This is a genomic window from Pedobacter caeni (assembly GCF_900129215.1).
Lineage (GTDB): Bacteria > Bacteroidota > Bacteroidia > Sphingobacteriales > Sphingobacteriaceae > Pedobacter > Pedobacter caeni.
The window spans coordinates 579,276-593,662 of record NZ_FQUQ01000002.1; the positions used below are offsets into that span (position 1 = coordinate 579,276).

The following is a 14,387-nucleotide window of genomic DNA, read 5'->3' on the forward strand; positions in this document are numbered from 1 at the left end:
GAAGGTGTGTTATCAGCATAAATTTGCTATTACAAAAAATAAATAAGATGAATTTACAAGAATATAGCTCCTTTGATGGCCTAGGTCTGGCAGAGCTGATCAGAAAAAAAGAAGTAACGAAATCTGAAATTGCTGCATGTGCGATAAAGGCTATTCAAACGATCAACCCGAAATTAAATGCCATGGTTGAATATTATGAAGAGCGAGCAGTTGTCTCTAATGGGCTTTTAGCAAATCATGAACCTTACGATGGTGTTCCAATGTTATTGAAAGATCTGGGTGCCTATGAGGCAAATAAAAATGCAGAGATGGGCAGCAGAATGGCCCATGGATTAAAGTTTGACCATGACAGCGAACTGGTAAAACGATATAAAATGGCGGGATTCAACATTTTAGGCCGTACTACTACCCCAGAATTTGGCAGTGCAGCATTTACCGAGTCTCTGGCCTGTGGCATCACTCGCAATCCCTGGAACTTAGATTTATCCCCTGGTGGTTCTTCCGGAGGTTCTGCCGCAGCAGTTGCCGCAGGAATAGTTCCTGTCGCTCATGGAACAGACCTTGGCGGTTCGATCCGGACGCCGTCAGGATTCAACGGCCTGGTTGGTCTAAAGCCTAGCAGAAACCTTAATCCAGTAGGTCCAGGTGCCGGTCAGTCTTTCTTGGGCCTGGCTACTGAACATGTTTTAACCAGAACGGTAAGAGATTCTGCTGCTGTACTGGATGCTACCGCCGGACCAGCAGCGGGGGAATTTTATTACACACCCAAAAATGGGACATCATATCTGTCTGCTATGTTAGAAAAACCAGCATCATTTAGAATTGCTATAAATGTAGAGCCATGGATTAGTGCAAATGTAGATGCTGAAGTACTTGAAGCCACTATGCTGGCTGCAAAACTTTGTGAATCAATGGGCCATCTGGTAGATTCGAATCGCTTTGACCTCGATGAAGAACAGTTGCTGAACTGTATAGAAACCATATGGGCTTCTTACACTACTTATGGCATCAACAACCTGCACGTCATAACAGGAAGAGAAATTTCGGCAAAAACACTTGAACAAAGCAGCCTTAAAGGATATCATGATGGAATGACTTATACTGCAGAGCACTTGATAGCCGCCGTGGAGTATTCTAACACCGTAGCCCGTGCAGTGGGTAATTTTTTTGAAAAGTATGATGTTATGATTACCCCTACAAATGCGATTCAGGCTCCTTTGGCAGATCGTTCGAAAATTCAGAAACATGATTTTACCTGGCACAACTGGGTGCTTGAAGCCTGTAAAGTTGCCCCTTTTGGGCAGGTATTCAATATTTCAGGTGCTCCTGCCATTACACTGCCTTTAGGATGGAGCAGTACCGGAATGCCTATCGGTGTAACATTTTCGACAAAAACTGGAAATGAGGCCATGTTGTTTAAACTGGCGGCACAATTAGAGCTCGCTCAGCCATGGAATAACCGTAAACCTGAAAATCATGTCTCTTACTTATCTTGACTTCAATTTGACTGATGTTAAATTTGTAAGATAAATTGAGCTGAAATATCATTCGTACTGTCGGCATATAGCTTATTCGCAGACTTGGCTTAGTTTCCTGGATTCATATAAACGAATGTAACTGGTATTGAAGCCATTTTTATCAAAACCTGCTCAAAATGGTTCGATCTTAGCACGGCTGAGCGTACTAACCGGAATCGAACATTTCGATTCCGGTTTTTTAATGCCTTTTCCGGGCTTTACTATGTTTCAAACGTTGTTCAAAGTATCACTGCTGTACCTCAGTCATTTTAGCATTACCAGGGGGTTATCTTTTGAACCAAATACCTGACCGATGAATTTATATGGTTGGCAAAATTATAAATGCTGTATTTTGTATTCTAAAGCCTTAAGATTGGAAATACTTCTTTCTGAAAACCTGGGTAAGGATATTTGTCCTTTTACAGCTTCATTGTACAGGTAAAGAAATTGGAAAGGGTTTCCTGTATGTTGGATAAATTTTCCAAGAAGGTTGGCCTTCTCAATTTTCTCTGCCATAAATCGACCAGGTATATGCCCACCGTTTTCCAGAATATCGTTCAGCGATAGAAAATTCAGGTTACCATTTGTGTCAGCAAGGAGAGAGTCAAGTTGTTGTATTCTTTTTTCTGCTCTAACTGTTTCATTCTCTCGAAGCCTGTTTACCTCTCCGACTAAAGGAGATTTACCTGAACTTATGATCTTTTTATCAATGAGATCAGCAATACCTTCTTCGCTGACTATTTGTATATACCAAAGCAAATTTTGATCACTGGTTATTTTATCACTTGGAGTGGCACCCAATAGGAGCTTGAATCTATCCGTGAAGACAGCGTTTGTAATGGTATGATATGCTTCGTGTGCCGATATTATGTCGATGTGTTTTTTATCCAAATATGATGTTTGGAGAGCACTGTTTAGAACATAACCTGGTAAACCTCCATTTCCTTCATCTAAAAACATGTAGACAAAATGCAATTGAATAGAATCTAAATTGATTGATTCAGGATAAAACGGCTTTAATCTTTTTCTTACCATTTCTCCAATATTTGTTTGTTTAACCAGTTCTAAACCTTTTCGAATACCAACTTCGTTTTGGAAATATTTCTTCATCAATAAATAATCATCATCCTCTTGAGAAGTTGGAATAGGTTTATTTGAATATACGGCTTTAAGATTATTCAAAAATTTAACAGAATCAAAGCCTGGCCGGTGCTTAAATAAAGAAACAATAGGATGGCTGAAATACTTTTTTACTAAAGCCTCATCCAGGGTGCCGTTCTTTTTAATATGTTCTGCTATTTCTAAATAAAGGTCGATGGGAGCAGTATCGACGTTTTTTAAAGGAACTGCTGTTTGAGCAAACGTTATTTTTGGGGTACCTAACGTCACTAAAAAAACAATTAGTGTTACTATACTAAACCTGTTTAGGCAAAGTATTCCTGATTTATTAATAAACATAAGTCGATATTTTACCTTTATGCTGTAGTCTAAATTGAATGGTAAGATACTAAATTTATTCAGCATAGATTCACAGCCCTAGGCTTGTGCCCCTCAAAATATCATAAAACGATGGATTAATGAGAATGGTTGTTAAAGCATTTATAGTTTTACGGATTTGCCAAAAATTTTGAAAAAACACGATTAGTAGTGCCAAATAAAAAACCTATATAAACAATAAAGGAACCGGGAATCATGATGTAAGGATGCCAAAAATACAGATACCGCCAACCATAGCCATGGCTTTCATTTATATAGGTATAAACCAATATCCCCGCTGCCAAAGCAATCAACAGCAGCAGTCCAATCACAGCAAGCACTATGGTTTTGGTATTTGCCACCTGCCCGTCTATCCCAATAGTATTGCCCACTTCAGACTGGCGTTGATACGGCTTTGAGTCCATAAAGTCAAACTCGTACGAAGCCGTTCCTTTTCTTTTTTCACCAGGACCCCACAATTGAATAATGCCATCTTTTTTCAAAAGAAGATTAATCAAAAATTCCTTGATGTAATAAATAAATACGATGAACCAAAGTGCTGTGCCAACGCCAAGCAAAACGAATGCTTCGCTGGCAGAGGTATGAATCATCTGATAATCGCTTTGATGATGATTACCTCCGTAATGGAGAATGAGTGGCAGTCCAATCGCAAAAAATAAGAAAAAGATGATCCAAAATATAACAAAAACCTTCCAAAATTTCATAGAAACCAGTTTTTTAGAGATTAAAATAGCGCTTCACTTTGTTAATTTAGGATTTCTCTGTCAATAAAAAAAAGTATAGGAGGCCTTGTGATCATTTTTATATGATATAATGTAAACTGCTTAAGTACGTATTTCTACATATTTAGGTTAAAATCAGCTTATTAAATAACTAGAGTGTTACTCTTAACCTGCTTAATGATTGTGGTTTGATATAAAACTTGCCAATTGGTGCTGTGAAGATGCTTTAATTGTCAGTCAAATTGCTAGAAATTAAACCCAAAATGAAGCCCGGGTTCAAAACCAAAATATTTAGGCCATTTACTTTCCTTTTCTTTAAAAGATTGTGGTGTATTCGTTTTTACAGGCCAATGAGTTAAACCAATAGATGGTTCTATAAAGAAGCGGTTTTTAAAAAGGTTAACCTGGTAACCCAAGCGGTAGGTCATAAATAACGTGAATCCATTTGCAATCTTTTTATTATCCTCATTATAATATCTTTGAAAAGCATTCATAGCGTGAACTGCTGTATATAATCCTTTCCACCAAAAACGATTGTATGCTAATCCAATTACATTTTGGCGTACATGTCCGGGATAGTTTTCTCCTGGTGCATCAAATGATTTCCCCCAGGGGATACCTAATGGATAAGCAAACCTGGATCTTTTTAATTCTAAAAAAACAACATCTTTAGGTGTGATCCTATATCCAACATTTAATTGTATAAAATGAGGTGGATTTCGGTCATTAGGAATAAAATTTCCTAACATCAGGAATGTACTCCCAACAAAATACTTTTTATAAGTACTGTCTTGTTTGGCATATTGTGCATTCACTTGTAAACAGCATGCCATCATTAGGGTTAAAGCGAACAATAAAATTTTCTTTTGCACATCAATACGATTAGTTGTTAAATGATCATGCAAAGGTAGATTGGCAAGATGCCATAACTCGTTCACTTAAGTTAAGAAATGAACCCTATCCCTTATTCTTGCCTAGAATCCTCGCTCTTAATCTGCTTAAAGACTGTGGTTTGACGCCTAAATAGCTCGCTAATTGATGCTGTGGCACACGCTGAAGCAGGTCTGGTCTTTTTTGTATTAAGTTCAGGTATCGTTGTTCAGGGGAAGAAGTTTTAAACTCGTCAAAGTCTATTTGTTGTTTAGCTAAAAGTTCTTCAGCTAACATTTTGCATATGGTTTCAAACTTTGGAAATTTACTGTTTATTTCTGCTTCCATATCAGAATTTGAAACAATAAGTATAGTGTCTTCTATACAACTTACATAATACTCGGACGGAGTTTTGCTGATTACACAAGGCGGGGTCAAAGCTTCCATTTCTGTATAGAAAGCAGTAGTTTTTTCTTCACTATCTATAACATAGTATGTCCGGATACAGCCTTTTAAAACAAAGTAGCTATCTTTCGATTTTTGTCCTTCTTTGAGTAAAGTCGTGCCTTTCTTAACAGAGCGGAAAATGTCTAGCGAAAGTATTGCGTTCTTCTCATCATCTGTCAGAGAAACGTATTTTGATATAAAGTCAAATAGGATGTCTTGCATTGTTTTCATATGTTGTTACTGTCGTCTGTTACACTTGCCACCAACTCAAAAATAGGCGCAATTCCAGAATTTTAAAAAGAAACTATATATTCTTGTTTGGACTTCAAATTCATTGGTTACCATTGGAAGTTTCCACCGGGGGTAAACTTTTTTGCTTTTCGGTATCCTGTCAAACTTACATTTCTGTGTTTCTTGAAAAATTTGTTCAGATGGCTTTGATCGGAAAAGCCGAATTCATTTACAATCTCATTGATCCTCATATCACTAAAATTTAATCAATGTTCTATCAAATGAATCCCATAGTTAGCAATAAATTGTTGAATAGTGGTATTGGTGTTTTATCTCTTACAAGTTTTATCACCTTTGGCAGGAAGAGGATAGTTGAAATCAATATAAATCCTAATTGTAGTAATGATGTTCATTGATGGGGTTAAGTTATTTTATAAAACCCTCTCTACATTATGTAAGGAGGGTTTTGGTTTTTATTTAGGTTGGCTGATGTTATTTTTTTATGGAGACAGATACCTCTACATTCATCCCTGGCCGGATTAGGTCTATAATTTCTTTGGATGTGGTGATTTTTATTTTCACCGGAATTCGCTGTACTACTTTTACGAAGTTTCCTGTTGAGTTGTCGGGAGGTAACAATGCCATTTTTGCACCTGTGGTACCTGCAAAATTATACACCTTACCCTCAATGGATAAATCAGGATAAGCGTCAACTTTAATTCGAACATCCTGACCGGGCCTGATATGTTCCATTTGTGTTTCTTTAAAATTAGCAGTTACATATAAATTATTCTCATCAATAACAGAAAATAAGGTTTGTCCGGCCTGTACAAGCTGTCCGTTTTGTACCCTTCTTTTCGTTACAATTCCTGTGACAGGGGCATTTATATTAGTATAGGATAACATTAAGTTTGCAAAATCAACATCAACTTGCTGCTGGTTCAGCGCCGTGTGTGTCACCTTAAGCTGTGACTGGTTATTGCTGATTTGCGAAATCGCAGTATGGTATTGATCGTTTGCTGATTTGTACAATGCAGCTGCCGCATCCCGCTCTGCTTTAACTTTATCGTAAACCTGCTGAGGGACAGATCCATTCCTGATCAGCGCAGAATAACGGGTATATTCTTGCTCTGCCTGCCATAATTTTGCCTTTTCAACATCAACCAAAGCCTTAAATCCTAAAGAGGAAGATTGGCTGGTGGCTACCTGAGTTTTCGAAACACCTATTTTAGATCCTGCTAATTTTTGAGCTGCCAAGGCCTGCTCAAGTTTCAAATGATATTCTTTATCCTCCAGTTTTACCAATAGCTGCCCTTTAATTACACGCTGGTTATCCTCAAAATTTATGGAGTCAACGTAGCCTCCCACGCGAGCAACTACAGCGCTGAGATCGCCGTCAATTTGAGCATCATCCGTATCTTCATGTTTGCTGTAATATAAGAATTTACTGATGCCAAATACGCATCCGGCTACAATAATCAATGCTAATAAAACCGGAATCACCAGTCTGTTCTTTTGCGCTTTATTTTCTTCCATTTTAATAATTGTTTAATTTGATTTAGAGAGATTTCCTGTATCTAATAGTAGTCTGAACCAAGCCAGCTCAGCATCTGCACGTGCTATTTCTACCTTTGTAAGCGTTTGAAAAAGCTTGGTGTCGGCATCGATACGATCGATGACAGAAGCGATATTATTTCTGTATTTATCAGCCTGCATTTTGTTGTTTTCCGTGGATTGTTCCATTGCAGTTTGTAGCAGGCGGATCTTATTCAATACCTGGGAATAGTTTTGATAAGACTGATTTACCTCTTTTCTGATCCTGTCAGCCAGTTCATTTTGCCGTATAAATGTTTGATGCTGTTGAATCCTGACTTCAGCTGTTTTATTTTTATTAAACCATAAATTGGAGAAGTTCCATGATAAAGCAGCCCCCGCAGAAAATTGTGCAAGGAAACTTCCGGATGCAGGAATAAAATCAGCACCTGCATGAAAGTAATCTATGGCTAAACTTGCCGATAATTTCGGAAGGAGATTTGCCCTGACAGAACTGAATGCCGTTTTGTCTATTTCGATCTGATGAATCGTTTGCTGCAATTCGGGACGTTTAACAAATGCTTCCTCTATATACTGGTGTAGTGGCGCTAATTGATGGTCAGTTATTTGGATGGCGTCAGGTTGCAAAAACAAGTCTTCCGGAAAGCCCAGTAAAACAGTCATATTGTAATTGATGATTTTGCGATTCATCTCCAGATCGGAAGCAGTTAATTCTACCTCAGACTTTTGAAGCTTAAATCTCAAAACATCGTTTTTTGTCACGATACCATGCCTGTAAAATTGCTCGGATTGTACAATTATACTATCCAGAGCATTGATATTCTGCATGGTTACTTTTTGCCTTTGAGTTATTTTATATAAATCGAAGTACATTTCTATTGCCATATAAAGGACCTGGTCTTTATTTTTTTTTGCATCGAGTTTTACAATGTCTGTCAACAGTTGTGTGGTTTTTCTGGCATATTTCAACTGATTGCCATCAAAAATGGATTTATCCATTGAAATTCCTCCGGTATAGATTTCGCCTCTTTTGCCCGGTGTCCAATCCAGATCGCCCATAATAATGTGATTGGCAGGGATCTCTGCATGGCTAAATCCGGTGCTTAACCTACCGGTTGGCAGTGATCGGTCTTTGGCCTGATTATATTGATTAACAGCCAGCTCTATTCTTGACTGGTCTATTTTTAACCTATTACTGTTGGCTACAGCAAGCTCCATTGCTTCGTTGATGGTAAGGCGTCGTTCCTGTCCATAGATTGAACTAAGCAGTAGGATATTGACAAGTGTGAATATTAAAAGATATTTTGTTGTTTCTTGTTTCATAATTTAAATCGATGAAATAGGGTAACTTGTTATTTGTAAGTAATAGCTAATGGGCATCTGTTGTAATGATGCTTTTTTTGCTTTTAAGACAGAGCACAAAAGGGATACAGGCAAGAAATAGAAAGCCAATAACGATATATACATCCATGTAGGATAATAAGGTCGACTGCTTATTCACTGTCATATCCAATAGCTTAAGTCCGTTATTCATTGCGATATCAGCAGTCATACCATGCCCTTTAAAACTTTGAGTCAGCTGATTCAAGCGTTCAGTAACCTGAGCATCATCCGATGCCAGATGACTGACCAGACTTGTTCGGTGAAACACATTTCTGCGTGCGATGAAAGTGGTGATAATCGCGATTCCGAATGACCCTCCCAGTTGCCTGAGCATTCCTGTAAAAGCAGCGCCTTCGGCGATTTCTTTTGTTTTTAAAGTGGAAAAAGCGATGGCACTGATAGACAATAAGATCATATTCAGCCCAAAATATCTAAAGATCAAAACGTAAAAAAACACTTCAAATCCAGTTTCAGGTGTAAGGATTTTTGAACTCATATAGCAGTTAATGAAAAATATCAACATACCAGTGCCCATCATATATTGAGGTTTGACACCTGTTTTCAGCAATTTATTAGTCAATGGAAATATAAGAAGACTGGAAAGGGATGTTAAACAAACTAATAATCCCGCGTTTGTAGCCGGCCAGTTGAGTTGGGACTGTGTAAATAAGGGCACAATAAATGTTGATCCATAAGACCCGAATCCATAGATAAAGGAGAAAATGGTGCCGGCTGCCAGATTCCCATTTTTGAGTACTTTCAACGAAACAATGGGGTGCGGATAAATGAGCTCCCGCCAGATAAAACAAATCATCCCTAAGCCGGCAATGACAGATAAAACAGTGATCGTATGATTGCTGAACCAATCATCTTCCTGACCTTTCTCCAGCACGTACTGAAGAGCGCCAACAGCGGTGGCCAGTAAAATTATCCCCAACCAATCAACCTGATTAACTGGCATTTTATCGGTATACTTTGGAGATCTGACATACTGCAGGGTTAGCAGCACAGCGATAATTCCCAGAGGAATATTTATATAAAAGATCAGGGGCCAGCTGTAATGATCGATAATATATCCGCCAAGAAGAGGACCCATTGCTGGTCCTACGATCACGCTCATCATAAAGATCAGATTCGCTTGTCCGCGTTTTTCCGCAGGAAATGATTCTGTAATTATTGTTTGAGAGGTAGCCAGTAGTGCCCCTCCTCCAATTCCCTGTAAAAACCTAAAGAGCGCTAATTCCAAAATGCCGGTAGCTTGTCCACATAAAAAGGAGAACAATGTGAAAATTACTATCGAGGCTGCAAAGTAATTACGTCTTCCAAATTGTCTGGAGAGCCAGCTGGTCATCGGGATTACAATAACATTTCCAATACCATATGCGGTTACTACCCAGCTTACCTCTGATAAAGTAGCACCAAGGTTCCCCTGTAAATCATTTAAAGCTACATTCACAATTGTTGTATCCAATAGCTCCAGTATTGCGCAAAGCATGGCGACAAGGGTAATGATTACCCTTCTTGAACCATACTCAACCATAGTATCTGTCTGCATCATCTTTTTTTTACAAAAATGAGTGTAGAGAAAGTTTAAGTAGTTTGATAGAAGAATTAAAACCTCTGCCAAAGGGATTTCCTTAAGGTTGGCAAATGCGGAAAGAATTATCGAGTTTTGCAGACCAGGGCAGTTAACATGTATTTAAACTCATTTCTTCCATTTACAACACTAACAAATGGTGCTCAAAGTAAGGGCATACAGGAAGAGTCATATCTTTTGTCGCCGGAGACAGGGCTTAGTGGTTTCTTTGAATATACTGCACTCGATGGGATACAAATAAATTACAGCAGTCTTTCTGTTACCAGAGAAATATCACTGGAAGCTAAAGCTGCCGAAAAATGTATAGAAATGCATTTTTCTTTGACCGGGAAGTTCACAGCTGAAAACCCTGTTTTGCAAAAACCGGTTGAGATCACACAATTGCAGCATAATCTTTTCTCCATTCCATCAGATCTTTCTACAAATCTCACCTTTCAGGTTGGAAGAGAACCGGTTGTTAAGTTTGATATACTATTTGATCAAGCTTATTTTCAACAGATTTTAAATGAGGAATGCGCTGTTCACAGACATTTGTTAAATAAAATTTCAAGTAATCAAATGATGCTTGGAGACCGGAACTATTTAAATATTTCCCCGTCAATGCTTTCCGTTTTAACAGATATTATGACCTGTAAAAGGAGAGGGTATTTTAAAAGGCTATATCTGGAAGCAAAGGTCATGGAGTTATTCCTATTGCAAACAGAAGTACTGCAAGAAAAACATCTGGATAAAGGATGTAGTTATCTGACTAAGTTTTCAAAAGATATTGAGAAGCTTTATTTTGTTAAAGAACTGATTGACAAGGAACCCGAGACAGAACATTCTCTAGCGGGACTAAGCCGTTTAGCGGGATTAAATGTTTTTAAACTAAAAAACGGATTCAAAAGTATATTTGGAGATACTGTTTTTGGTTATATCAACGAACTAAAAATGGCTAAGGCCAAAAAGCTGCTGATAGAGGAAAATAAGCAGGTGAATGAGGTTGCTTATCTGTTGGGCTATAACAGTCCGAATAATTTTAGTACAGCGTTTAAAAGGAGATACGGTATTAATCCCGGCAAACTGAAATTCTAAAAACCTTTACGGAAATCCATTGGCATAATTTCTAAGTTTCGGTTAAAATGAAGCGTTATCAGATCAGCTTCAAGGTAATTACTTCGGCTCAGATTTTCGGGTATCTTTCGCCCGGTTAAAAGTTGCCAGGCAACTATCCAATGGTTGTCCCTGCTTATAAATACAATCGCAGAAAATTTCGCAAGCCCCGGGGTTTTTACTTCCGGCACATTGATTTTTGCATTCAGCTTCGGAGTTGCAGGGCCCGATCTCATATAAATAGAACGTACCAAAGATGATGAAGGCTAAGACTGCGAAGGAACCTCCAAAAAATATGATCCGAAGGCGGTTGCCCAAGGTCTTTTTTAATACATGAGGATCTGTTTTTGGCTGCTTAAACAGCAAAATGTGTTTTAAACGGTCATAATCCCAAACTAATAAAAACAAGTTTGCCAATACCAACATTGTGACAAGCCGGGTACCCGCAAAGCGGGTAGCATAGGTTAGTACACAAATATTGATGATGATGGGGAAATACATCAGCGCACCAAGAAGGGAAGTTCTGGGAATCAGCAATAATATCGCTGTTATAATTTGAGCAATTCCAATAAAGGTATAGTAATATCCGGTGAGATGTAATGCTTCGAAGTATTGCCCTAAGGGGTTATTGGGTGATAAACCTGCCGCGAACCGTTCACCCATAATTTTTACATAGCCTGCCGGAAGAAAGCTTAATGCTAACGCGATGCGGCAAAAAACAGCAAACCGTTTAAACCATTTGTCGGCCTTTGCCTCATCGTATATTTCTTCAAGCCAGTTCATAAATGTATATTAAATGTGAAGTAGACCGAATTATTTTAGTGTATTTACTTCAAACGAATAACCAAGGAGCAAATATGCTTCTTAAACGCTAATTTCAAGCTTGTATCCTTTTCCACGTATCACAACAATTTTGATATCCGGATCAGATTCCAGTTTCTTTCTAAGTTTTGATATGAACATATCCAGACTGCGCCCCACAATAACACCTTCATCTTCCCATATCTCTTTTTGTAGCCTGCTTCTCTCAATGGTCTGGTTGGGAGACAATGCGAAAATGAGCAATACACGGGTTTCCGTTCCGGTCAGGTCTATTGTTTTTCCATTTATGATGAGCTTCCGATTCCCCGCATCGAACAACACCGAGCCCAAAGTGATCATATTAGTATGCTGACCATCAGGTAAAGCTCTTCGCGGCTTAACAGATCTCAAAAAAATAAAACCAACAAATGCTAAAAATGGCAGGCTGCCCAGAAGATATCCATTCTTTGCTGTATTTGTTCCTGTCGGTTTGAATTTAATGTTGATTCTATAACCTGCTCTGGGTTGTGTTCTTCCTGTACAGGCTACAATGTCATCCTTTTTATTTTTGGATATAGCGTATCCATAGGTTACGCTGGAGTTGCCAGGGTTCAGCACGTTGACAACATAATCACTTGCGAGTGGGTCTTTTGCCAACAAACGCCGGGTAGTATTCACCAGGGAGTCCGGTTGAAAAGTAAGCTCCTTCTCAAACCTGATCTGGTACTCATTCTCGGCAATCTGTTTTACCGGAAGCACTCTTGATTTACTGTCGCCCGACTGTAAAAGTAGTTCATGCCCAATCTTGCGGAGTAAAACTTCTCTTCTGGAAATCTCAAAATCATCACTATCCTCTATACTGAAAGCCACACAGATTACAGAGATAAACAGAAGTAGTATCAATGCGGACAGGTATTTGCGTTTTCCGGAGGGGAGATTTCGGCTAAGGTTCATAGTGTCAGGTTTTTATTTACAAAGTTTACATTTTTATTTACAATCCAAATTCCCCAAGCTAAAAGATATCAAAGTAATTTCGCTGGATCAAATTGATAGGATACGAAGAATAAAAAATGTCTTAGTGTTTGATGAAAAATGAAAGAAGGAGCTGCATTGTCCGCTATTGGAACCGTTTAGCTATTACCAATATTAAATAAATAAATTATGAAATACGTACACTTATCCGCTTTGTTCTTAATCTCTTTGATTTACAACTGCTATGGACAAAGCCAAACAACCTTACCAAAAGATAGTATCAGATCCGAAATAAAAGACGTAAGGACCTCTTACGGACCTAACCGTATGGTTCGCACTGTGAAGCAAGATAGAAAGGGGAAAATTTGGTTTGCTTCTCCTGAAGGGATCATTCGATACGATGGAAAATCGTTTACTAATATTACAAGTAAAGTGATGTCCGCCCGCTTTTTTTCTGTTTTAGAAGATAAAAAAGGAAATTTTTGGTTCGCTACTGTTGGTTCAGGAGTGTACTGTTATGATGGGAAATCCTTTCAAAATTATACAACAAAGAATGGGCTTGCCAGTGATCAGGTCACTACTATTTATGAAGATAAAACCGGTAATATTTGGTTTGGTACTGAGGGCGGAGCAAGCTGCTATGATGGGAAATCCTTTAAAAGTTTTAAATTGAAAGATGGGCCAGCGCCTACTGATGCTGATTCTATGCATGTATCAGCTTACCAGCAACAGATTCCGGAAGGTCATTGGATGCATAATGATGTTAATGCTATCATTGAAGACAAAACAGGGAAATTCTGGTTTGGTACACGGGGCTATACCCGCATTTATGATGGAAAGACATTTACCATCATAACCAATAAAGACGGTAAACCTTTTGCAAATGTTCGTTCGATAATCAAAGATAAAAAAGGCAATATCTGGTTAGGAGGCTATGATGGCCTTTGGCGCTATGACGGTAGTACATTTACAAATTTTACACAGAAGTTTGTTGGTTATATCTACGAAGATAGAGCAGGTAATATTTGGACTAGCTCAGAAAGCGCTCATGACAAAAGGTGGACTCTTTCCCGTTATGATGAGAAGACCTTGTCTAATAAAATACCAACTGTAACCGAAATTAAGTCAGGAGAAAACGGTCTTTTCGGGATTTTGGAAGCTCGCGATGGAAGTATTTGGTTTGGATCTATGAAAGGTGTGTATCGTTATGATGGAAAGACCATCACGGACTTTAAAAGTAAAGAGGGGCAGGACTACATTCGCAATTACTAAGGTTGCATCAATGGATGTTGAAAATATAAAAATTACAGGAAATTAAGGGCGAAATTGTAAAAGCAATGGCATTTGATCATTTGTTTTTAATCTTCTTTCTGTGCTTCAACCCAAATTCAATCAAAGCATTAATTACAGGCAGGGTTTCGGTGGCATGGCCAGTAAGTGCATAGGTCACTGTAACGGGTTTTGTATTGTTTACGGTTCTGGTAATCAGCAGATTTTCCTCTAATTGTTGTAATTCCTTTGACAATACTTTGGGTGTTATTCCCTTCGATATCTCTTGCAGGTCTTTGAACCGCATGGGTCCATGAAGGTGTAAACTACGCAAAATAACAATTTTCCACTTGCCGCTTAGCAACTCAATTGCATCGGTTAAGGCCAATTGCCTGTCAATGGTAGGTTCTGATTCACATTTAAATTCCGCCATAA

Annotated in this window: 14 protein-coding genes; 3 read left to right on the forward strand and 11 right to left on the reverse strand. The window is 38.4% G+C overall.

Features of this window, described 5'->3' with window-relative positions; all coding sequences use genetic code 11:
- Nucleotides 1-47: 47 nt before the first annotated feature.
- Entirely contained in the window at nucleotides 48-1,496 is a 1,449-nt protein-coding gene (locus tag BUC20_RS09900; RefSeq protein ID WP_073230465.1) for an amidase, read from the forward strand.
- A 357-nt stretch (nucleotides 1,497-1,853) separates the two neighbouring features.
- Here the strand turns inward: BUC20_RS09900 and BUC20_RS09905 are convergent, their stop codons facing one another.
- The 8 genes from BUC20_RS09905 to BUC20_RS09935 all read right to left on the reverse strand — a co-directional run bounded on the left by BUC20_RS09905 (nucleotide 1,854) and on the right by BUC20_RS09935 (nucleotide 9,779).
- Nucleotides 1,854-2,975 (reverse strand): DUF5700 domain-containing putative Zn-dependent protease, encoded by a 1,122-nt coding sequence (locus tag BUC20_RS09905; RefSeq protein ID WP_143166756.1) that lies wholly within the window; start codon nucleotides 2,973-2,975, stop codon nucleotides 1,854-1,856.
- A 149-nt stretch (nucleotides 2,976-3,124) separates the two neighbouring features.
- Nucleotides 3,125-3,718, reverse strand: a complete 594-nt coding sequence (locus BUC20_RS09910) for a hypothetical protein (RefSeq protein ID WP_073230468.1) — start codon at nucleotides 3,716-3,718, stop codon at nucleotides 3,125-3,127.
- Between the two features lie 263 nt (nucleotides 3,719-3,981).
- Nucleotides 3,982-4,674, reverse strand: a complete 693-nt coding sequence (locus tag BUC20_RS09915) for a hypothetical protein (protein WP_200800917.1) — start codon at nucleotides 4,672-4,674, stop codon at nucleotides 3,982-3,984.
- 19 nt (nucleotides 4,675-4,693) lie between these two features.
- Entirely contained in the window at nucleotides 4,694-5,284 is a 591-nt protein-coding gene (locus BUC20_RS09920; RefSeq protein WP_200800918.1) for a Crp/Fnr family transcriptional regulator, read from the reverse strand.
- 107 nt (nucleotides 5,285-5,391) lie between these two features.
- The gene (locus BUC20_RS34445; protein WP_394334163.1) at nucleotides 5,392-5,535 is read right to left on the reverse strand and encodes a helix-turn-helix domain-containing protein; all 144 of its coding nucleotides are present in this window, start codon (nucleotides 5,533-5,535) and stop codon (nucleotides 5,392-5,394) included.
- A gap of 241 nt (nucleotides 5,536-5,776) precedes the next feature.
- On the reverse strand, nucleotides 5,777-6,820 hold the full coding sequence (locus BUC20_RS09925) for an HlyD family secretion protein (RefSeq protein WP_073230472.1): 1,044 nt from the start codon (nucleotides 6,818-6,820) through the stop codon (nucleotides 5,777-5,779).
- Between the two features lie 12 nt (nucleotides 6,821-6,832).
- The gene (locus BUC20_RS09930) at nucleotides 6,833-8,161 is read right to left on the reverse strand and encodes a TolC family protein (protein WP_073230474.1); all 1,329 of its coding nucleotides are present in this window, start codon (nucleotides 8,159-8,161) and stop codon (nucleotides 6,833-6,835) included.
- A gap of 46 nt (nucleotides 8,162-8,207) precedes the next feature.
- A complete protein-coding gene (locus BUC20_RS09935) occupies nucleotides 8,208-9,779 on the reverse strand; it encodes a DHA2 family efflux MFS transporter permease subunit (RefSeq protein ID WP_073230477.1) in 1,572 nt (523 codons plus the stop codon).
- Between the two features lie 135 nt (nucleotides 9,780-9,914).
- On the opposite strand from BUC20_RS09935, the gene BUC20_RS09940 reads away from it, so the two are divergent.
- A complete protein-coding gene (locus BUC20_RS09940; RefSeq protein ID WP_073230479.1) occupies nucleotides 9,915-10,892 on the forward strand; it encodes a helix-turn-helix domain-containing protein in 978 nt (325 codons plus the stop codon).
- A 78-nt stretch (nucleotides 10,893-10,970) separates the two neighbouring features.
- Here BUC20_RS09940 and BUC20_RS09945 read toward each other — a convergent pair whose 3' ends face one another.
- Nucleotides 10,971-11,693, reverse strand: coding sequence for a hypothetical protein (locus BUC20_RS09945; protein WP_073230480.1), 723 nt, complete (start codon nucleotides 11,691-11,693; stop codon nucleotides 10,971-10,973).
- 81 nt (nucleotides 11,694-11,774) lie between these two features.
- Entirely contained in the window at nucleotides 11,775-12,665 is an 891-nt protein-coding gene (locus BUC20_RS09950) for a winged helix-turn-helix domain-containing protein (protein WP_073230482.1), read from the reverse strand.
- 207 nt (nucleotides 12,666-12,872) lie between these two features.
- On the opposite strand from BUC20_RS09950, the gene BUC20_RS09955 reads away from it, so the two are divergent.
- Nucleotides 12,873-13,955 carry a ligand-binding sensor domain-containing protein gene (locus tag BUC20_RS09955; RefSeq protein ID WP_073230483.1) on the forward strand — a complete coding sequence of 361 codons (1,083 nt, stop codon included), beginning with the start codon at nucleotides 12,873-12,875 and terminating at the stop codon, nucleotides 13,953-13,955.
- A gap of 76 nt (nucleotides 13,956-14,031) precedes the next feature.
- Here BUC20_RS09955 and BUC20_RS09960 read toward each other — a convergent pair whose 3' ends face one another.
- Nucleotides 14,032-14,385, reverse strand: coding sequence for a winged helix-turn-helix transcriptional regulator (locus tag BUC20_RS09960; RefSeq protein WP_073230485.1), 354 nt, complete (start codon nucleotides 14,383-14,385; stop codon nucleotides 14,032-14,034).
- Nucleotides 14,386-14,387 lie beyond the last annotated feature (2 nt).

What these genes read in the sequence shown, in the direction of transcription:
- BUC20_RS09900 (WP_073230465.1), top strand. Translation starts at nt 48, where the DNA reads ATGAATTTACAAGAATATAGCTCCTTTGATGGCCTAGGTCTGGCAGAG.
- BUC20_RS09905 (WP_143166756.1), bottom strand. Translation starts at nt 2,975, where the DNA reads ATGTTTATTAATAAATCAGGAATACTTTGCCTAAACAGGTTTAGTATA.
- BUC20_RS09910 (WP_073230468.1), bottom strand. Translation starts at nt 3,718, where the DNA reads ATGAAATTTTGGAAGGTTTTTGTTATATTTTGGATCATCTTTTTCTTA.
- BUC20_RS09920 (WP_200800918.1), bottom strand. Translation starts at nt 5,284, where the DNA reads ATGAAAACAATGCAAGACATCCTATTTGACTTTATATCAAAATACGTT.
- BUC20_RS34445 (WP_394334163.1), bottom strand. Translation starts at nt 5,535, where the DNA reads ATGAGGATCAATGAGATTGTAAATGAATTCGGCTTTTCCGATCAAAGC.
- BUC20_RS09925 (WP_073230472.1), bottom strand. Translation starts at nt 6,820, where the DNA reads ATGGAAGAAAATAAAGCGCAAAAGAACAGACTGGTGATTCCGGTTTTA.
- BUC20_RS09930 (WP_073230474.1), bottom strand. Translation starts at nt 8,161, where the DNA reads ATGAAACAAGAAACAACAAAATATCTTTTAATATTCACACTTGTCAAT.
- BUC20_RS09935 (WP_073230477.1), bottom strand. Translation starts at nt 9,779, where the DNA reads ATGATGCAGACAGATACTATGGTTGAGTATGGTTCAAGAAGGGTAATC.
- BUC20_RS09940 (WP_073230479.1), top strand. Translation starts at nt 9,915, where the DNA reads ATGTATTTAAACTCATTTCTTCCATTTACAACACTAACAAATGGTGCT.
- BUC20_RS09945 (WP_073230480.1), bottom strand. Translation starts at nt 11,693, where the DNA reads ATGAACTGGCTTGAAGAAATATACGATGAGGCAAAGGCCGACAAATGG.
- BUC20_RS09950 (WP_073230482.1), bottom strand. Translation starts at nt 12,665, where the DNA reads ATGAACCTTAGCCGAAATCTCCCCTCCGGAAAACGCAAATACCTGTCC.
- BUC20_RS09955 (WP_073230483.1), top strand. Translation starts at nt 12,873, where the DNA reads ATGAAATACGTACACTTATCCGCTTTGTTCTTAATCTCTTTGATTTAC.
- BUC20_RS09960 (WP_073230485.1), bottom strand. Translation starts at nt 14,385, where the DNA reads ATGGCGGAATTTAAATGTGAATCAGAACCTACCATTGACAGGCAATTG.